Genomic DNA, 18,349 nt, shown 5'->3' with positions numbered 1-18,349 from the left:
GACTAGAAATGGCTACTTTTTTTTGTCTCCCTTTGTGGTTGCCCCCAGGAACGGCTCAGGAACCGCAATGACCAAAGTCGATTTCTATATCCTGCCCAGCGCCGATCCGGCGGCACGACTGGATTTCGCCTGCAAGCTCACCGAAAAAGCCTGGCGCATGGGCCACCGCATCTACCTGCATTGCAGCGATGCCGCCCAGCGCGAGGACCTGGATGCACGCCTGTGGGCCTTCAAGGGTGAAAGCTTCGTGCCCCACGGGCCGGCCGAAAGCGAACCCGAAGGGCTGATCGTGCTGGGGCTGGGGGATGACTGCGGTCAGCACCAGGACCTGCTGGTCAACCTCGACCTGAAAGTACCAGCCTTTGCCCCACGCTTTGCCCGCGTGGCAGAAGTGGTGGTGGAAGACCCGACCATCCGGCAAGCCGCGCGCGAGAGTTTCCGTTTCTACCGCGAACAGGGCTATTCTCTGCAAGACCACCGTTTACAGCGACTCTGAGCCTACGATGGACACTCCAAAACCGCCGCAAAAACCCGCACATCTGCTGGATGACCTCGAGTCGATCCGCCAATTGCTCGGCGACGACACTCTGCAACCGCCCCTGTTGACCGACACGGTCGTGCAAGCGCCCGTGCATGAAGAACAGATCCCGCTGCTGTTCGACCCGATCCACGGCCAGCCCGAACCCAAGCCTGTCGCCAAGGCCGAACCCAAGGGTCCCGACGCGCTGCTGCATCTGGACAGCGAGCTGCGGGCCGCCGCGCAGTTGATCATGCAAGACGTCATCGACGACTTCGCCCCGCACATCGAGACCGAGATCAAGCGCCGGCTGGAAGCAAGGATGGAGCGGCTGGTCGCCGCAGCTGCAAGCGGCAAGCTTTGAGCTGCAAGTAAAAGCAAAATCAAAAGCCAGTTTCTCCGCTTGCCGCTTGCCGCTTGCCGCTTGCCGCTTGCCGCTTGCCGCTTATAGCTTGCCGCCGGCCCGGCGGCTATACTTCCCGGCTTTTCCTGAATAAATGCCTATAGGGTCCCGCCGCGCATGGATAAGACCTACCAGCCGCACGCCATTGAAACTTCCTGGTACAACACCTGGGAGTCCGAGAATTATTTCGCTCCGCAAGGCGCGGGCGATTCCTACACCATCATGATCCCGCCGCCGAACGTCACCGGCAGCCTGCACATGGGCCACGGCTTCAACAACGCGATCATGGACGCGCTGATCCGTTTCCGCCGCATGCAGGGTCGCGACACCCTGTGGCAGCCCGGCACCGACCACGCCGGTATCGCCACGCAGATGCTGGTGGAACGCCGCCTCGAAGCCCAGGGCCAGAATCGCCATGACCTGGGCCGTGAGAAATTCCTCGAGAAAGTCTGGGAATGGAAAGACGAGTCCGGTGGCAACATCAGCCGTCAGATCCGCCGCCTCGGCTCGTCCGTGGACTGGAGCCGCGAGCGCTTCACCATGGACGACGGCCTCTCGGAAGCGGTGAAGGAAGCCTTCGTGCGCCTGCACGAAGACGGGCTGATCTATCGCGGCAAGCGTCTGGTCAACTGGGACACCAAGCTGCACACGGCGATTTCCGACCTCGAAGTGGAGAACCACGACGAGAAAGGTTTCCTGTGGAACCTGAAATACCCGCTGGCCGACGGTGCCAAGACTGCCGAAGGCAAAGACTACCTGATCGTGGCCACCACGCGTCCGGAGACCATGCTCGGCGACGCCGCCGTGGCGGTGAACCCGAACGACGAGCGCTATCAGGCCTTGATCGGCAAGTTTGTCGAGCTGCCGCTGGTGGGTCGTCGCATCCCGATCATCGGGGATGACTACTGCGACCCCGAGTTCGGCACCGGCTGCGTGAAGATCACCCCGGCCCACGACTTCAACGACTACGAAGTCGGCAAGCGTCACAACCTGCCGCTGCTGAACATTTTCGACAAGAACGCCAACGTCCTGCCGGCCGCACAAGTGTTCAACCTTGACGGCACGTTGAACGAAAGCATCGACGGCCAGATTCCGGCTGAGTACGCCGGCCTCGACCGCTTCGAAGCGCGCAAACAGATCGTCGCAGCCTTCGAGGCCGCCGGGCTGCTGGTCAGCGTCGACGATCACGCCCTGAAAGTCCCGAAAGGCGACCGTTCCGGCACCATCATCGAACCGTGGCTGACCGACCAGTGGTACGTGTCCACCAAGCCGCTGGCCGAGCCGGCGATTGCCGCCGTCGAAGATGGTCGTATCCAGTTCGTACCCAAGCAGTACGAAAACATGTACTTCTCGTGGATGCGCGACATCCAGGACTGGTGCATCAGCCGTCAGCTGTGGTGGGGCCACCGCATCCCGGCCTGGTACGACGAATCGGGCAAGGTCTATGTCGGTCGCGATGAAGCCGAAGTCCGTGCCAAGCACAACCTCGGCCCGGACGTTGCCTTGCAACAGGACAACGACGTGCTCGACACCTGGTTCAGCTCGGGCCTGTGGACCTTCTCGACCCTGGGCTGGCCACAGCAGACCGAATTTCTGAAGAAATTCCACTCCACCGACGTACTGGTCACCGGCTTCGACATCATTTTCTTCTGGGTCGCCCGGATGATCATGCTGACCATGCACCTGGTGAAGAACGAGGACGGCACGCCGCAGGTTCCGTTCAAGACGGTCTACGTCCACGGCCTGGTGCGCGACGGTCAGGGCCAGAAGATGTCCAAGTCCAAGGGCAACGTCCTGGACCCGCTGGACATCATCGACGGCATCGACCTGGAAACGCTGGTGCAAAAGCGTACTTCCGGCCTGATGCAGCCGAAACTGGCGAAGAAAATCGAGAAGGCCACCCGCGAAGAATTCGCCGAGGGCATCGCCAGCTATGGCACCGACGCCCTGCGTTTCACCTTCTGCTCGCTGGCGTCCACCGGTCGCGACATCAAGTTCGACATGGGCCGCGTCGAAGGCTATCGCAACTTCTGCAACAAGATCTGGAACGCCGCGCGCTACGTGCTGGACAAAGGTGAAGACTGCGGCCAGAACGGCGAAGCCTTCGAACTGACCCTGGCTGATCGCTGGATCATTTCCCAGCTGCAACGCACCGAAGCCGAAGTGACCCGCCAACTGGACCAGTTCCGTTTCGACCTGGCCGCACAAGCCTTGTACGAGTTCATCTGGAACCAGTATTGCGACTGGTACCTGGAACTGTCCAAGCCGGTGCTGTGGGACGAAAACGCCCCGGTCGAGCGTCAGCGCGGCACCCGTCGTACTCTGGTTCGCGTGCTGGAAGTAGCTTTGCGCCTGGCCCATCCGTTCATGCCGTTCATCACCGAGGAAATCTGGCAGCGCGTCGCGCCGCTGGCCGGTGCCCAGGGCAAGACGATCATGCTGCAACCCTGGCCGGTGGCCAACGAAAGCCGCATCGATCCGGCAGCCGAAGACGACATCGAATGGCTCAAGACCTTCATGCTCGGCCTGCGTAACATCCGCGCCGAAATGAACATCGGCCCGGGTAAACCGCTGACCCTGTTCCTGAAGAACGCCAACGCCGAAGACCTGCGCCGCCTCAACGAAAACGAGGCGCTGCTCAAGAAACTGGCGAAGCTCGAGTCGGTGACTGTCCTGGCTGCTGGCGAAGAAGCGCCGCTGTCGGCCACCGCGCTGGTTGGCGAGATGGAAGTGCTGGTGCCGATGGCCGGCCTGATCGACAAGGCCGCCGAACTGGCGCGCCTGGACAAGGAAATCCTGCGCCTCAAAGGCGAAGTGCAGCGGGTCGGCGATAAGCTGTCCAACTCCGGCTTCGTCGACAAGGCCCCGGCCGACGTCATCGAGAAGGAACGCGCCAAACTGGCCGAGGCCGAACAGGCTTTGGGCAAGCTGGCCGAGCAGCACGCGCGGATCTCTAGCCTGTAAGGGCAGTCCGTAGCTGGAAGCAGGAGGCCCTGGTGGCCTCCTTTTTTCTGCCTGGCACACTTTCTTACTACTCATGCTGAGCCCCTGTGGGAGCGAGCTTGCTCGCGATGGCGGTGGATCAGTTTGCATCAATGTTGGATGTGTCGCCGCCATCGCGAGCAAGCTCGCTCCCACATTTGAACTGCGGTCATCAAGACCGGGCTGGATGTGGGACAATGCCCGCCACTTTTTGAGCCACCCCCGAATCGACTCGCCCATGACCGCCCCTCGCTCTCCAAAACCAGCCCGCCAGAAGCCCAAGCCCGCCACCGAGGCGAAGACCGTGGCGCCACGGGAGAAAGCCAGCCTGCACCCGCGCAACCGCCACCAGGGCCGCTATGACTTCCCGGCGTTGATCAAGTCAACGCCGGAGCTGGCGAAGTTCGTGATCATCAACCCCTACGGCAAGGAAAGCATCGACTTTGCCAGCCCCGAGGCCGTGCGGGTGTTCAATCGGGCGCTGCTCAAATCCTTCTATGGCATCGCCCACTGGGACATCCCGGCGGACTACCTGTGCCCGCCGGTGCCTGGCCGTGCAGACTATGTGCACTTTCTCGCCGACCTGCTCGCCAGTCATAACGACGGGGAAATCCCACGGGGTGCGGCAGTCAAGGTGCTGGACATCGGCACCGGGGCCAACTGCGTCTATCCGTTGATCGGCCATAGCGACTACCGCTGGCATTTCCTCGGTTCGGAGATCGACTCAGTGGCGATTGCCTCAGCCAAAGCCATCGTTCAATCCAACGGGCTGAACAAGGCCATCGAATTACGCCAGCAAGCCAACCGCAAGCAGATTCTGCTGGGCCTGTTGGAGGCCAGCGAGCGGTTCGACCTGACGATGTGTAATCCACCGTTCCACGCCTCCCTGGAGGAAGCCACCCGCGGCAGCCAGCGTAAATGGCGAGCACTGGGCAAGGCCGATCCGAAACGCAAGCTGCCGGTGCTGAACTTCGGTGGCCAGGCCGCTGAGTTGTGGTGCGAAGGTGGGGAAGCTCGGTTCGTGACGCAACTGATCGGCGAAAGCGCCCAACTGGCCACGCAAGTGCTGTGGTTCAGCACGCTGGTGTCGAAAGCCTCGAACCTGCCGGCGATTCAGGCCGCACTGAAGAAGGCCGGCGCGCTGCACAGCCAGGTGGTGGAAATGTCCCAGGGGCAAAAACAGAGCCGCTTCGTGGCTTGGACCTTCCAGACAGAGGCGCAGCAACAGGCCTGGCAACAGGCGCGTTGGATCCGCAAGGATTGAATCGGCTGAGCGCTCACTCCTGTGGCGAGTAGGGAGCTTGCTCCCTTACCACAAAAGCCCCGCTATGACGCTTTGGCAAAGGGATTTCTCCCCTCGCCGCTGACCACTTTTCCAAGGCAATAAAAAACCGCGCCCGGATCGCTCCGTGGCGCGGTTTTTCATTAAAGCGGTCTTACTTGTTGATGCCGTCGGTCAGCGCTTTGGCTGGAACGAACTTGACCACTTTCTTGGCAGCGATTTCGATGGCAGCGCCAGTCGAAGGGTTACGGCCGGTACGGGCAGGACGCTCGGTGACTTTCAGCTTGCCGATGCCTGGCAAGGTGATTTCGTCACCATTTTCCAACTGATCGGCAACGATCTGGCCCAGTTGGTCCAGGGCGTTACGCGCGGTGGTTTTCGGCGCGCCGATTGCTTCAGCGATGTCAGCGATCAGTTGGTCTTTAGTAAGAGCCATGTAGTGTTCCTTCCCTATCAAATTCATGTGGATTGCAGAGTGCAGTGTCAGCCATCGAGCCAGATCTTGTAATCGGGCACCCTCGGCAATCACCGCGACGGATCGGGGTAATAGATGCCGAAAACCGGGTTTGGTTCGACCTGACAAATGCTGAATGCACGCTTAACGCAGTGACTTCGCGTAAGACCGGGCAAAACTAGCACAATGCCTTTGAAATATCCGCTTCCAGCTACCCATTTGGTCAGCTTTCTTGCGCTAAAACGGTAAAAAAATGCATATAGGGCGGCGCAACGGCCTGAAAGGGCCTCGGGCGGGTTCCAAAACCAGTGATTGCGGTACACTGGGCCTTTTTCGGGGAGCGCGCCCTCCTCTCTTCCATCAGCCGAGAAATCCATGCCGATCCGCCATTGCATCGTCCACCTGATCGACAAAAAACCCGACGGCACCCCTGCTGTGCTCCATGCCCGCGATTCCGAACTGGCAGAGTCCACGGCCATCGAGAATATGCTCGCCGACCTCAACGAGAGCTACAACGCCAAACAAGGCAAGGCCTGGGGGTTTTTCCACGCCGAATCCGGGGCGCATCCGTTCAGCGGCTGGCTGAAGGAGTATCTCGAAGGCGGCAAGAACTTCACCGCCTTCAGTCGCGTGGCGGTGGAGCACCTGCAAAAGCTGATGGAAGAGTCCAACCTTTCGGTGGGCGGTCACGTGCTGTTCGCCCACTACCAACAAGGCATGACCGACTACCTGGCCATCGCCCTGCTGCATCACAGCGAAGGCGTGGCGGTGACCGATGAGCTGGACGTGACCCCTTCCCGTCACCTGGACCTGGGCCAGTTGCACCTGGCGGCGCGGATCAACGTCTCGGAATGGCAGAACAATAAACAGTCCAGGCAGTACATTTCGTTCATCAAGGGCAAGAACGGCAAGAAAGTCTCGGAGTATTTTCGCGACTTCATCGGCTGCCAGGAAGGCGTCGACGGCCCCGGCGAGACCCGGACGCTGCTCAAGGCCTTCAGCGACTTCGTCGAAAGCGAAGACCTGCCCGAAGACGATGCCCGGGAAAAAACCAAGACCCTGGTGGACTACGCCAGCAGCCAGGCCAAGCTGGGCGAGCCCATGGGTCTGGAAGAACTTTCCGAACTGATCGACGAGGATCGTCCGAAAGCGTTCTACGATCACATCCGCAACAAGGATTACGGCCTGTCGCCGGAGATTCCGGCAGATAAACGCACCCTGAACCAGTTCCGCCGCTTCACTGGTCGTGCCGAAGGCCTGTCCATCAGCTTCGAAGCACACCTGCTGGGCTCGAAGATCGAGTATGACGAGGAAGCCGGCACGCTGATCATCAAGGGGCTGCCGACTTCGCTGACCGATCAGCTCAAGCGGCGTAGCTGATGTTCGGCGGAGTACTGAAGAAGTTTCTGCTGATTCTGCTGATCGTGGTGGCATATCAGAATTGGGGCAAGGTCGAGCGATTTCTCAACCCGTCGCAGATGGTTTCGCAGCAGATTCGCAGCAACGCCCACGTCGTGCTGTATGCCACCGACTGGTGCGGCTATTGCAAGGCGACCCGGCGATTCCTGGATGAGAAAGGCGTGCCGTTTCAAGAGTTCGATATCGAAAAAGATGCCGAGGCGCGCAAGGCCTACGAAGCACTGGGCGGGCGCGGGATTCCAATTCTGGACGTGAATGGTACGTCGATTCGCGGGTATGAGCCGCAGCGGATTCTTGAAGCGCTGTCAGCCACATAGCCCTGGGCCTGGCTTGCGGGCCAATCGCGAGCAGGCTCGCTCCCACATGGGATCGCAGGCGACAAGAGAATCTGTGAACAACGCAAATCCACTGTGGGAGCGAGCCTGCTCGCGATGAGGGCACTGCAGTCACACATGCGCTGACTGTCAAACCGCCATCGCGAGCAAGCTCGCTCCCACAGGTTATGACAGCTCAGCGAGCCTCGATACGAAACCCCGGCCGCGGGAAGTGCACATGCACCACTCCGGCGCGCTCGTCTTCGCGGCGCAGGATCATTTCTTCACTTCCGACAAACAGCAACTCTCCGGCCACCGGATCGACGCCGTAATCGGTTGCGGCGATGGTCACCTGTTGCCCTTTGGCATACCCGTTCGGCTCCTCGAAGGCTTCTTCCGGCAACGCTGCCGGGGTGGCGTTTCGGGCGACTTCCAAGGCTTCTTCAGCACTCATCGCGCTCGACGCACCATGGCCGAAACCCAATACCCGGCCCAACCAGGCCGAAACCGCCGGATACGCGTCCACCAGCGGCGAGGTGACCGGCGTGCCCTTGAGAAACCACAGCGGGTGCGCCATGGCGAAGTCGGCAATCGACGGATCGCCCAGCAGGAAGTCACCCTCCTCGCGCTGCAATTGCTGCTCCAGACGGGCCATGATCGTCGGCCATTGATGCCTGGCCTGCTCCGCAGCCAAACGCGTGGCGCTGCCACCGCTGAACAATCCGGCGCGGTCAGCGATGAATGCCTTGACTGCCTCGGGCGGCAGCTTGGCGAAGCGCACAGCCATGGATTCAGGCTGGAACACCAGGCTTACCGCATGCTGGAACACCACTGAATCGGCCCAGGCCGCAAAGGACGCGGCGATCATTTCCCGGCCTTCGGGAAACAACGCCGGCGAGGCTTTTTCCTGCTCAAACCGACGGGCAATCAGGGACGTATCGCAATAGATGTCCGCGCCGACTTGCAACACAGGGGTCTTGCGATAGCCTCCCGTAAGCGCCGTCAGGTCGGGTTTGGGCATCATTGGCGGGATGTGCACCGAGCGCCAGGACAAGCCCTTGAACCCCAGCAACAGACGGGCTTTCTCGGCAAATGGAGACGTCGGGTAATGATGAAGGATCAGCTCTGACATGGAATTGGCCGCTGCAGGAATGAAGGCCTGCAGCTTAGCGCGCCACGCGCAAGCAGCCTACTGGTCTGATGAAGGTGTATCAGCGCGGTGGATGCTGGCGACCAGGCACTCCTTGGCGCTTTTCCTGAGCTTCTTGATCAGCCGTTCCTGGCGCAGGGCTTCGCCCTTGTCGCGACAGGCCTCGGTATACACAAGCGCCACGGCCGGGCTGGACAGAAAGAAGCGTGCACCTTTGCCACTCTGATGCTTGGCGAAACGCCGCACCGGGTCATCGCTGATGCCGCAGTACAACGAACCATTGGCAGCCCGCACCAGATAGACGTACCAGGTCTTGCCCGGTTCGGCGGGGCTTTGTGCAGGCAGCTCGGAATGTTCGTTGGTGGTCGTCAAGGAATGTTCAACAGGTGCGCAAAAACAAGCCGCGATCTTATCAGCGACTGGCCTGGAATGCCCGTAGGCCCTTGAGTGCCTGGGCCCTGACCGCGTTGCGCACCAGCGGCGTCCAACCCAGCAACAGGCCCTTGGTGCCCAACGCCTGGCGCGACCAGCGCCACAGGTCGAAGCTATCATGGTGCTCGCAGATTTTGCCGTCGCGAAAAACGAAGCGCGCCTGGATGTCGTTGATCACGATGTTGCCGGTCTGGCTGAACAGATAGGTGGCGACCCAATGCGCGCCGCCGCTGCGTTCGTCGCTGCGCACGTTATCGAAGGTCAGGGAGAAATCCTTGGCCCGCGTGGTGAGCATGCGCCACATGTCGCCGGCATCACGCCCACGCAGTTCACCGAACGCCGGGTCACTGAACACCACGTCATCGGTGTAGCAGGCGCTCATGGCTTCGGCGTCCAGGCGCTGGAACGCCTGGTAGAAACGGGTGATCAGGGCATTGTGGGCATCGCTCATGGGCAGGCTCCGGAATCATTTCAGTGAGGTTGCACGATAATCTGCCGTGGTGGGGAAGGCTATCGTCATTCGCCATGAAAATGATATCAGCGAAGAGGCTCGACTCTTTCGCTGCTGACGCCTACGTACAACGCCCGGCCTGCGCCGAGGCCGGCGATGACCGCGCCCAGGCCGATCAGGCCGAAGATCCAGCCCAAGGCGCTCCAGCCACCGGTCAAGTCGTGGACCACGCCCACCGCGAACGGCCCGAGCGACGCCAGTGTGTAACCGAAGCCCTGGGCCATGCTGGAAAGGTTGGCCGCCACATGGGCGTCCCGCGAGCGCAGCACGATCAAGGTCAACGCCAGGCTGAAGGTCGCGCCCTGCCCCAGGCCCAACAGGATTGCCCAGCCCCACAGGCCATCGATGGGTGCATAAAGACAACCGAACAAACCACCCAGGGTCATGAGCATGACGACCACAATCGCCGGTCGCTGGTCCTTGCCGCGAGTTGCCAGCCAGGGAGCAGTCAGTGAGCTGACCAGTTGCACGATGACCGAGCCGGACAGCACCAGCCCGGCCTGGGTCGGGCTCAGGCCACGACCGATCAGGATCGAGGGTAGCCAACCGAAGACGATATAGGCCAGCGACGATTGCAGCCCCATGTACAACGTCACTTGCCAGGCCAAGGGATCGCGCAGCAGGCCGCGGACCCGGTACGCCGCCTGATGGGCTCCGTGCTTCTGGCCCACTTGCGGCAACCAGAACACCACCGCCAGCAATGCCGGGACCATCCAGAACCCCAGGCCCAGGGTCCAGTCGTGGCCCAACTGCTCGCTCAACGGCACCGTTGCCCCCGCGGCCATCGCCGCCCCCAGGCACAGGGCCATGGTGTAGACACCGGTCATGGCCCCGGCCTGTCTGGCGAAGTCACGCTTGACGATGCCCGGCAGCAAAACGCCGATCACCCCGATGCTCGCACCGGCCAGGATACTGCCGGCGAACAGCCCGACCTGACCGAACGAGCTACGCAGGACGATCCCACCGGCCAAGGTCAGCAGGATCCCCAACACCACCCGCTCCGCCCCGAAGCGTCGCGCCAGCACCGGTGCCAGCGGCGCGAACAGGCCCAGGCACAGCACCGGCAGTGTCGTCAGCAAACCCGCTTGGGCCGCCGAAAGACCCAGGCTTCTGGACACTTCGCTGAGCAGCGGCGCCATGCTCGACAGCGCCGGACGCAGGTTCAGCGCCACCAGGATCAGCCCCAGCAGCAGCAACCAGGGCCGGCGCACCAACGGCTGGCTCTGCTGGGCCTGTTCGTCGTCGGCTTCGGCGTCGATCAGCAGTTCTTCAAGTTCGCCAGCGCGTTGAGGCGCGGCTTGGGCAATAGGGTCAAGCGAATCGCGGGACATGGAAGGCTCTGAATCAGGGTTCATTGATCAACCATCGGCAGCGGGCTTGCCCCGTTGCGGAACAAGTCGGACACGGGTTGATGACGAGGGATGCTGCTGAGGCGCCGGTCGCGATTGCGCACTGATCGCGCTGGAAAATAGCGGTACAGCACGCTGAGTGCCGGTCAGGCGGCGGTGAAATCACAATCCGAATTTTCTGACATGTTAGTCAGCTTCATGTGGGACGGCAACCGCCTACGGTGATGGGGAGGGAAATGAAGCGAAATAGGCTCGACCGCCACCCGCACCTGCTCGCTGACGCGAAAACATTGACGGAAGACGCCGACTTGAGGCAATTCAAGACAACGGCGCACAAGGAGCAAGAAACCCTTTCGATGCCCTGAGTATCCGCTGCACAAAAAACAAACCCGGACCAGCGTCCCAATACCGTTCACTGAAGAACGTCACCACCCCGTGGCGAGGGAGCTTGCTCCCGCTGGAGCGCGCAGCGGTCCCAAGCTTCTGGGGCTGCTACGCAGCCCAGCGGGAGCAAGCTCCCTCGTCACGACAAGTGATAAGCCTTAAGTGAACAGCGTCAGGAACAGCGTCCGGGTTTATTCACTGCCCTAGGTCAATCAATGCAGGATCTGGCTCAGGAACAGCTTGGTGCGATCGTTCTGCGGGTTGTCGAAGAAGTCGTTCGGCGCAGCCTGCTCGACGATTTCGCCCTTGTCCATGAAGATCACACGGTTGGCCACGGTGCGAGCGAAGCCCATTTCGTGGGTCACGCACAACATGGTCATGCCGTCTTCGGCCAAGCCGATCATGGTGTCGAGCACTTCCTTTACCATTTCCGGGTCCAGTGCCGAGGTCGGTTCATCGAACAGCATGATCTTCGGCTTCATGCATAAGGCACGGGCGATGGCTACACGCTGCTGCTGACCGCCGGAGAGCTGGCCCGGGTACTTGTGCGCCTGCTCTGGAATGCGTACGCGCTCCAGGTAGTGCATGGCAATTTCCTCGGCCTTGCGCTTGGGCATCTTGCGTACCCACATTGGCGCCAGGGTGCAGTTCTGCAGGATGGTCAGGTGCGGGAACAGGTTGAAGTGCTGGAATACCATGCCGACTTCACGACGGATCGCTTCGATCTGCTTGAGGTCGTTGGTCAGCTCCACGCCATCGACCACGATACGGCCCTGCTGGTGCTCTTCCAGACGGTTGAGGCAGCGAATGGTGGTGGATTTGCCGGAACCTGACGGACCGCACAACACAATGCGCTCGCCCTGCTTGACGTTCAGGTTGATGTCTTTCAACACGTGGAACTGGCCGTACCACTTATTGACGCCCTGCATCTGAATAATGCCTTCAGGGCTCACAGGCTTTTTGATTGCTTCACTCATGAGTCAACTCCTAACGCTTGTGGCCTGTGTCGAGCTTGCGTTCCAGATGCATGGAATAGCGCGACATACCAAAACAGAAAATCCAGAACACCAGGGCGGCGAACACATAGCCTTCGGTGGCCATGCCCAGCCATTTCGGGTCGGCGGCAGCTTGTTTCACGCTGTTGAGCAGGTCGAACAGGCCGATGATGATCACCAGGCTGGTGTCCTTGAACAAGGCGATGAAGGTGTTGACGATCCCCGGGATCACCAGCTTCAGGGCTTGCGGCAGGATTACCAGGCCCATGCTGCGCCAGTAGCCCAGGCCCATCGCCGCGGCCGCTTCGTACTGGCCCTTGGGAATGGCTTGCAGGCCGCCGCGCACCACTTCGGCCACATAGGCCGACTGGAACAGGATCACCCCGATCAGCGCCCGCAGCAGCTTGTCGAAGTTCATGCCTTCGGGCAGGAACAGCGGCAGCATCACCGACGACATGAACAGCACTGTAATCAACGGCACGCCGCGCCAGAACTCGATGAACGTCACGCAGACCACACGGATCGCCGGCAGGTTGGAACGCCGACCCAGCGCCAGGACGATGCCCAGCGGCAATGCACCGGCAATACCGACGGTGGCGATCACCAGGGTCAGCATCAGGCCGCCCCATTGGCTGGTCGTCACGGTGTCCAGGCCGAACACGCCACCGTGCAGCAGGCACCAGGCGATGATCGGGTACAGCACCAAAAAGCTCAGGCCGTAGATCGCCTTGCGCGGGAAGCGCGAGATGAACAACGGCGCCACGCCGATCACTGCCAGCCACACGGTCAGGTCCACGCGCCAGCGCAGCTCTGTCGGGTAGTAGCCGTACATGAACTGCCCGAAACGCTGCTGGATGAACACCCAGCAAGCGCCTTCCTTGGTGCAGTCGGCGCGGGTAGTACCGACCCAGTTCGCATCCAGGATCGCCCAATGCAGCAGCGGCGGGATAATCAGGTAGATCAGGTAGAACGCAAACAGGGTCAGCAGCGTGTTGATCCAGCTGGAGAACATGTTGGCGCGCATCCATGCCACCACGCCGATGCTACTGCTCGGTGGGGGCATGTCAGGTTTGAAAGTATGGGATGTCATGCGCGTTTCCTCACCGCTCGATCAGCGCAATGCGCTTGTTGTACCAGTTCATCAGCAGGGAAATGCTGATACTGATCGCCAGGTACACGCTCATGGTGATTGCAATCACCTCGATCGCCTGGCCGGTCTGGTTCAACACCGTGCCGGCGAACAGCGACACCATCTCCGGATAACCGATACCGGCCGCCAGGGAGGAGTTTTTCGCCAGGTTCAGGTATTGGCTGGTCAGTGGTGGGATGATTACACGCAGGGCCTGCGGGATAATCACCTTGCGCAAGGTCGGACCGTTGCGCAGCCCCAGGGAGCGGGCGGCTTCGGTCTGGCCGTGACTCACCGACTTGATCCCCGAACGCACGATCTCGGCGATGAACGCCGCGGTGTACACAGTCAGCGCCAGGGTCAAGGCCAGCAGTTCAGGAATCAGCACCCAGCCGCCAACGAAGTTGAAGCCCTTGAGCTGCGGCATTTCCCAGTGCACCGGGGCGCCGAACAACAGGACACACACTGCCGGGATGACCAGGAACAGCGCCAGGCCCACCCAGAACTTGTGGAACGGCTCGCCAGTTGCCTCGAAGCGTTTGGTGGCCCAACGGCTCATCAGCACGATGGCGACGATCGCCAGCACGACACTGATCACGAATGGCCAGAACGCGTCGGTCATCAGCGCCGCGGGCATGTTCAGGCCCCGGCTGCTGACGAAGAAGGTGTCGCCGATATTGTGGGCGGCACGCGGTCCCGGCATGCTCAAAAATACCGCGAAATACCAGAACAGGATTTGCAGCAGCGGCGGGATGTTACGAAATACCTCCACATAGACGGTCGCCAGCTTGGAGATGATCCAGTTCTGCGACAAGCGCGCGACGCCGATGATGAACCCGAGGATGGTTGCCAGGATCACGCCGATGAAGGTCACCAGCAACGTGTTGAGCAACCCGATGACAAAGACGCGGGCATAGCTGTCCGCCTCGGTGTAATCGATCAGGTGTTGGGCAATGCCGAACCCGGCACTGCGTTCCAGAAAGCCGAAACCGGAAGTGATTCCCCGGTGTTGAAGGTTGGTTTGTGTGTTATCGAACAGATACCAGCCAAACGCGATAACCGCCACGACCGTGACGATCTGAAATACCCACGCACGCACTCGTGGATCGCTGAGGCTTAGCCTCTGCTTAGGTGCGCCGATTGAATTTTGCATGAAGTGCCCCGCAAGAAATGGAACAGAACATCACCCGGTGGTTGGCCCACCGGGTGATAGAACCATCAGCGCACTGGTGGTGCGTATTGGATGCCGCCGGCGTTCCACAGCGCGTTCAGGCCGCGGTCGATTTCCAGCGGAGTGCTCTTGCCGAGGTTGCGTTCGAACATTTCACCGTAGTTGCCGACTTGCTTGACGATCTGGACGACCCAGTCTTTCGGCAGTTTCAGGTCGTTGCCGTATTCACCGTCGGCGCCCAGCATACGAGCGACGTCAGGGTTCTTGGTGGACTTGGCTTCAGCTTCGACGTTCTTCGAGGTCACGCCGGCTTCTTCAGCGTTGAGCAAGGCGTAGCCGGTCCAACGGACGATGGCCAGCCACTCGTCATCGCCATTACGCACGACCGGGCCCAGTGGCTCCTTGGAAATGGTTTCCGGCAGGACCACGTAGTCCTTCGGCGAAGCCAGCTTGCTGCGCTGGGCGAACAGCTGGGACTTGTCGGAGGTCAGCACGTCGCAACGACCCGATTCCAGCGACTTGGCGCTTTCGTCGGAGGTGTCGAAGGTGATCGGGGTGTACTTCAGGCCGTTGGCGCGGAAGTAGTCGGAAACGTTCAGCTCGGTGGTGGTACCGGCCTGGATGCAGATGGTTGCACCGTCCAGTTCCTTGGCGCTCTTGACGCCCAGCTTGTTGTTCGCCAGGAAACCGATGCCATCGTAGTAGGTGATGAAGCCCGGGAATTTCAAGCCCATGCCCGCGTCACGGGAACTGGTCATGGTGGAGTTGCGCGAGAGCACATCGATTTCGCCCGATTGCAGCGCGGTGAAGCGCTCCTTGGCGTTCAATTGGCTGAACTTGACCTTGTTTGCATCGCCGAATACGGCAGCGGCCACGGCACGGCAGAAGTCGGCGTCGATACCGACGATCTTGCCGGTCGAATCAGGCACCGAGAAACCCGGCAGGCCATCACTCACACCGCAGCGCACTTCGCCTCTCTTTTTCACGGCGTCCAGGGTCGCACCCGCGTGTGCAAACCCGCTCACACCGAGCACAGCCGCTGCGGTCATGACAGCCAGGGTGGATTTCAGTAACTTCATTCAAACCTCCAGTTTTGCTCTTGTTGTGTCGGAGCTTGAGCCCTGTCGCACCCTTTTGAGGCATTGCCGACCCTTGTTGGCTTTTTTTAGGGTCAACCGACGTCTGGACCTTCGCTATGAGTCTATTAATGAGAACGCGCCTTGGCGGCTGCCCTCACTTCTCACCAATCGGCCGAACGGGCTGTAGCCCTTCACGTTCGCGAAGCCCGTAGCGGCTATTGGCGAACATCCATCACCGGATTTCTGATATCCCATGCGTCGCGTCGAACTGATAGTGTTACCGCGCAGCGTAAGAATCATCACTCGGTTACCCCATAGCAAAGCCCGTACCAGAGCGCTGCGCTTGGCCGATGTAAAACACGTCAAGACAAAAACTTTCAACTTTGCGACATCTAATTAACTGAGGCACCGGGCATGCACCGCAATCACGCACTGATTGGGCGCACCCGCACAGATTTGGAGCACGACCATGACCGACCCCTTGATTCTCGAGCCCAGCAGCGCTGTCGATGCGTGCGTTATCTGGCTCCACGGCCTGGGTGCCGATCGTTATGATTTCCTGCCCGTAGCCGAAATCCTGCAGCAAACCCTGCTCACTACACGCTTCGTTCTACCCCAGGCGCCGACGCAACCAGTAACGATAAACGGCGGTTACGCCATGCCCAGCTGGTACGACATTCGTGCCCTGAGCCCCGCCCGAGCCATCGATGAACAGCAACTGGAGGCCTCGGCACAGCGGGTCATGGATCTGATCGAAACCCAGCGAGCCAGCGGAATAGACGCTTCGCGGATTTTCCTGGCGGGCTTCTCCCAGGGCGGCGCGGTGGTGTATCACACGGCCTTCGTGAAATGGCAGGGCCCGTTGGGAGGCGTGATTGCACTGTCCACCTACGCGCCGACTTTCAGTGATGAATTGCAATTGTCGGCCAGCCAGCAACGCATCCCGGTGCTGGCACTGCATGGGCAGTACGACGAAGTGGTGCTCAACCCCATGGGCCGGACCGCGAAGGAGTATCTGAAGCAGCATGGTGTCACCGTGACATGGCAGGAATACCCAATGGGCCACGAAGTGTTACCCGAGGAGATTGGCGACATCGGCACCTGGTTGACGGAACGTTTGCGTTGAAGGGCGATTCGCCGCGTACCCGCTGTCGATGAACACACTACGCCGCGCCCGTTTCTTGCATTACACTGGCCGGCGTACATTCCTTAACCAATCGATGAGATGACCGTGCTCAAAGCACTCAAGAAGATGTTCGGTAAAAGCGAGGCCGAGCAGCTCGCGCCCGGCGCCAACGCTCCCGTCCCAGGTCCGAGCCACACCGAAGCGCCCCATCAGTCGCGCCGGCCTGCACCCGTTGCAGAAGCCAGGAAAGAGGCCACTGCCGAGCCAGTCGCGGCGCCAGCGCCGAAAAAGCCACGCAACGATGCCCCACGGCCACGCCGCGAACGCGCCGCGAAACCGCCGGTGGTCGCCTGGAAGCCGGAGGACTTCGTCGTCGAGCCCCAGGAGGGCAAGACCCGCTTCCACGATTTCAAACTCGCGCCTGAACTGATGCATGCCATCCACGACCTGGGCTTCCCGTACTGCACGCCGATCCAGGCGCAGGTGCTGGGCTACACCCTGGCCGGCAAGGACGCCATCGGCCGCGCACAAACCGGCACCGGCAAGACCGCCGCGTTCCTGATTTCCATCATCACCCAGTTGCTGCAGACCCCGCCGCCCAAGGAACGCTACATGGGCGAGCCGCGGGCGCTGATCATCGCGCCGACTCGCGAACTGGTGGTGCAGATCGCCAAGGATGCCGCCGACCTGACCAAGTACACCGGCCTGAACGTCATGACCTTCGTCGGCGGCATGGACTTCGACAAGCAGCTCAAGCACCTCGAAGCGCGCCACTGCGACATTCTGGTGGCCACGCCGGGCCGCCTGCTGGACTTCAACCAGCGCGGCGACGTCCATCTGGACATGGTCGAAGTGATGGTGCTGGACGAAGCCGACCGCATGCTCGACATGGGCTTCATCCCCCAGGTGCGCCAGATCATTCGCCAGACCCCACCGAAAAGCGAACGCCAGACCCTGCTGTTTTCCGCGACCTTCACCGACGATGTGATGAACCTCGCAAAGCAGTGGACCACCGACCCGGCCATCGTCGAGATCGAAGCCGAAAACGTTGCCAGCGAAAACGTCGAACAGCACATCTACGCGGTGGCCAGCGCCGACAAGTACAAGCTGCTCTACAACCTGGTCAACGACAACGGCTGGGAGCGGGTGATGGTGTTCGCCAACCGCAAGGACGAAGTGCGGCGCATCGAAGAACGCCTGGTGCGCGATGGCGTCAATGCCGCGCAACTGTCCGGCGACGTGCCGCAGCACAAGCGCATCAAGACCCTGGAAGGCTTTCGCGAGGGCAAGATCCGCGTACTGGTGGCTACCGATGTGGCCGGGCGCGGCATTCACATCGACGGTATCAGCCATGTGATCAACTTCACCCTGCCGGAAGTCCCGGACGACTATGTGCACCGCATCGGCCGTACCGGTCGCGCCGGCGCCGAGGGCGTATCCATCAGCTTCGCTGGCGAGGATGATTCCTATCAGCTGCCCTCCATCGAGGCGCTGCTGGGGCGCAAGATCAGTTGCGAGATGCCGCCCACCCATCTGCTGCGGCCGGTCGAGCGCAAACGCTCCTGACGTTCGTCGCAAATCAGCAAGCGCAGCCCTGATGGCTGCGCTTTTTTTTGCCTGGGATATTGCTCGAATAAACAAAAAGTCCATAA

Annotated in this window: 17 protein-coding genes; 8 read left to right on the top strand and 9 right to left on the bottom strand. The window is 60.9% G+C overall.

The window, feature by feature from the left end; translation table 11 throughout:
* Positions 1–67 precede the first annotated feature (67 nt).
* The 4 genes from ACLEJR_RS14690 to rlmF all read left to right on the top strand — a co-directional run bounded on the left by ACLEJR_RS14690 (position 68) and on the right by rlmF (position 5,166).
* Positions 68–496 (top strand): DNA polymerase III subunit chi, encoded by a 429-nt coding sequence (locus ACLEJR_RS14690; RefSeq protein ID WP_440797460.1) that lies wholly within the window; start codon positions 68–70, stop codon positions 494–496.
* Between the two features lie 7 nt (positions 497–503).
* A complete protein-coding gene (locus tag ACLEJR_RS14685) occupies positions 504–881 on the top strand; it encodes a DNA polymerase III subunit chi (protein WP_440797461.1) in 378 nt (125 codons plus the stop codon).
* 156 nt (positions 882–1,037) lie between these two features.
* A complete protein-coding gene (locus ACLEJR_RS14680; RefSeq protein ID WP_440814764.1) occupies positions 1,038–3,884 on the top strand; it encodes a valine--tRNA ligase in 2,847 nt (948 codons plus the stop codon).
* Between the two features lie 256 nt (positions 3,885–4,140).
* A complete protein-coding gene (gene rlmF / locus ACLEJR_RS14675; RefSeq protein WP_440814762.1) occupies positions 4,141–5,166 on the top strand; it encodes a 23S rRNA (adenine(1618)-N(6))-methyltransferase RlmF in 1,026 nt (341 codons plus the stop codon).
* 172 nt (positions 5,167–5,338) lie between these two features.
* Here rlmF and ACLEJR_RS14670 read toward each other — a convergent pair whose 3' ends face one another.
* Positions 5,339–5,620 carry an HU family DNA-binding protein gene (locus ACLEJR_RS14670; protein ID WP_440797467.1) on the bottom strand — a complete coding sequence of 94 codons (282 nt, stop codon included), beginning with the start codon at positions 5,618–5,620 and terminating at the stop codon, positions 5,339–5,341.
* A 393-nt stretch (positions 5,621–6,013) separates the two neighbouring features.
* Between ACLEJR_RS14670 and yejK the strand changes: the two genes are divergently transcribed.
* Complete coding sequence (gene yejK / locus ACLEJR_RS14665; RefSeq protein ID WP_440814760.1) at positions 6,014–7,018, top strand: nucleoid-associated protein YejK; 1,005 nt, start codon at positions 6,014–6,016, stop codon at positions 7,016–7,018.
* A complete protein-coding gene (locus ACLEJR_RS14660) occupies positions 7,018–7,374 on the top strand; it encodes a glutaredoxin family protein (protein WP_440814758.1) in 357 nt (118 codons plus the stop codon). Before yejK ends, ACLEJR_RS14660 begins: the two co-directional genes overlap by 1 nt.
* A gap of 193 nt (positions 7,375–7,567) precedes the next feature.
* Here ACLEJR_RS14660 and ACLEJR_RS14655 read toward each other — a convergent pair whose 3' ends face one another.
* From ACLEJR_RS14655 to ACLEJR_RS14620, 8 genes are all read right to left on the bottom strand, one after another.
* The gene (locus ACLEJR_RS14655) at positions 7,568–8,503 is read right to left on the bottom strand and encodes a glutathione S-transferase family protein (protein WP_440814756.1); all 936 of its coding nucleotides are present in this window, start codon (positions 8,501–8,503) and stop codon (positions 7,568–7,570) included.
* Between the two features lie 57 nt (positions 8,504–8,560).
* On the bottom strand, positions 8,561–8,893 hold the full coding sequence (locus ACLEJR_RS14650; RefSeq protein ID WP_440814755.1) for a GIY-YIG nuclease family protein: 333 nt from the start codon (positions 8,891–8,893) through the stop codon (positions 8,561–8,563).
* 40 nt (positions 8,894–8,933) lie between these two features.
* Positions 8,934–9,404, bottom strand: a complete 471-nt coding sequence (locus tag ACLEJR_RS14645; protein WP_217861316.1) for a nuclear transport factor 2 family protein — start codon at positions 9,402–9,404, stop codon at positions 8,934–8,936.
* Between the two features lie 86 nt (positions 9,405–9,490).
* A complete protein-coding gene (locus ACLEJR_RS14640) occupies positions 9,491–10,795 on the bottom strand; it encodes a CynX/NimT family MFS transporter (RefSeq protein ID WP_440797478.1) in 1,305 nt (434 codons plus the stop codon).
* Positions 10,796–11,409: 614 nt separating this feature from the next.
* Positions 11,410–12,174, bottom strand: coding sequence for an amino acid ABC transporter ATP-binding protein (locus ACLEJR_RS14635; protein ID WP_042730176.1), 765 nt, complete (start codon positions 12,172–12,174; stop codon positions 11,410–11,412).
* Positions 12,175–12,184: 10 nt separating this feature from the next.
* Entirely contained in the window at positions 12,185–13,282 is a 1,098-nt protein-coding gene (locus tag ACLEJR_RS14630; RefSeq protein ID WP_440798733.1) for an amino acid ABC transporter permease, read from the bottom strand.
* A gap of 10 nt (positions 13,283–13,292) precedes the next feature.
* On the bottom strand, positions 13,293–14,474 hold the full coding sequence (locus tag ACLEJR_RS14625; RefSeq protein ID WP_440798735.1) for an amino acid ABC transporter permease: 1,182 nt from the start codon (positions 14,472–14,474) through the stop codon (positions 13,293–13,295).
* A 65-nt stretch (positions 14,475–14,539) separates the two neighbouring features.
* The gene (locus ACLEJR_RS14620) at positions 14,540–15,571 is read right to left on the bottom strand and encodes an amino acid ABC transporter substrate-binding protein (protein WP_440798737.1); all 1,032 of its coding nucleotides are present in this window, start codon (positions 15,569–15,571) and stop codon (positions 14,540–14,542) included.
* Positions 15,572–16,040: 469 nt separating this feature from the next.
* Here ACLEJR_RS14620 and ACLEJR_RS14615 point away from each other — a divergent pair, with 469 nt between their 5' ends.
* Together ACLEJR_RS14615 and rhlB are read left to right on the top strand one after the other, a co-directional pair.
* Complete coding sequence (locus ACLEJR_RS14615) at positions 16,041–16,697, top strand: alpha/beta hydrolase (protein ID WP_440814753.1); 657 nt, start codon at positions 16,041–16,043, stop codon at positions 16,695–16,697.
* 99 nt (positions 16,698–16,796) lie between these two features.
* A complete protein-coding gene (gene rhlB / locus ACLEJR_RS14610) occupies positions 16,797–18,263 on the top strand; it encodes an ATP-dependent RNA helicase RhlB (protein WP_440798741.1) in 1,467 nt (488 codons plus the stop codon).
* The last annotated feature ends 86 nt before the right edge of the window (positions 18,264–18,349 follow it).

It is taken from the genome of Pseudomonas sp. SMN5, from assembly GCF_052041925.1.
Taxonomy (GTDB): Bacteria; Pseudomonadota; Gammaproteobacteria; order Pseudomonadales; family Pseudomonadaceae; genus Aquipseudomonas.
This window is presented reverse-complemented; position numbering and strand designations above follow the sequence as displayed.

Excerpts from the sequence above, each read along its gene's own strand:
- yejK (WP_440814760.1), top strand. The coding sequence starts at position 6,014 with ATGCCGATCCGCCATTGCATCGTCCACCTGATCGACAAAAAACCCGAC.
- ACLEJR_RS14690 (WP_440797460.1), top strand. The coding sequence starts at position 68 with ATGACCAAAGTCGATTTCTATATCCTGCCCAGCGCCGATCCGGCGGCA.
- ACLEJR_RS14680 (WP_440814764.1), top strand. The coding sequence starts at position 1,038 with ATGGATAAGACCTACCAGCCGCACGCCATTGAAACTTCCTGGTACAAC.
- ACLEJR_RS14620 (WP_440798737.1), bottom strand. The coding sequence starts at position 15,571 with ATGAAGTTACTGAAATCCACCCTGGCTGTCATGACCGCAGCGGCTGTG.
- ACLEJR_RS14630 (WP_440798733.1), bottom strand. The coding sequence starts at position 13,282 with ATGACATCCCATACTTTCAAACCTGACATGCCCCCACCGAGCAGTAGC.
- rhlB (WP_440798741.1), top strand. The coding sequence starts at position 16,797 with ATGACCGTGCTCAAAGCACTCAAGAAGATGTTCGGTAAAAGCGAGGCC.
- ACLEJR_RS14625 (WP_440798735.1), bottom strand. The coding sequence starts at position 14,474 with ATGCAAAATTCAATCGGCGCACCTAAGCAGAGGCTAAGCCTCAGCGAT.
- ACLEJR_RS14645 (WP_217861316.1), bottom strand. The coding sequence starts at position 9,404 with ATGAGCGATGCCCACAATGCCCTGATCACCCGTTTCTACCAGGCGTTC.
- ACLEJR_RS14640 (WP_440797478.1), bottom strand. The coding sequence starts at position 10,795 with ATGTCCCGCGATTCGCTTGACCCTATTGCCCAAGCCGCGCCTCAACGC.
- ACLEJR_RS14615 (WP_440814753.1), top strand. The coding sequence starts at position 16,041 with ATGACCGACCCCTTGATTCTCGAGCCCAGCAGCGCTGTCGATGCGTGC.
- ACLEJR_RS14660 (WP_440814758.1), top strand. The coding sequence starts at position 7,018 with ATGTTCGGCGGAGTACTGAAGAAGTTTCTGCTGATTCTGCTGATCGTG.
- ACLEJR_RS14635 (WP_042730176.1), bottom strand. The coding sequence starts at position 12,174 with ATGAGTGAAGCAATCAAAAAGCCTGTGAGCCCTGAAGGCATTATTCAG.
- ACLEJR_RS14685 (WP_440797461.1), top strand. The coding sequence starts at position 504 with ATGGACACTCCAAAACCGCCGCAAAAACCCGCACATCTGCTGGATGAC.
- ACLEJR_RS14655 (WP_440814756.1), bottom strand. The coding sequence starts at position 8,503 with ATGTCAGAGCTGATCCTTCATCATTACCCGACGTCTCCATTTGCCGAG.
- rlmF (WP_440814762.1), top strand. The coding sequence starts at position 4,141 with ATGACCGCCCCTCGCTCTCCAAAACCAGCCCGCCAGAAGCCCAAGCCC.
- ACLEJR_RS14670 (WP_440797467.1), bottom strand. The coding sequence starts at position 5,620 with ATGGCTCTTACTAAAGACCAACTGATCGCTGACATCGCTGAAGCAATC.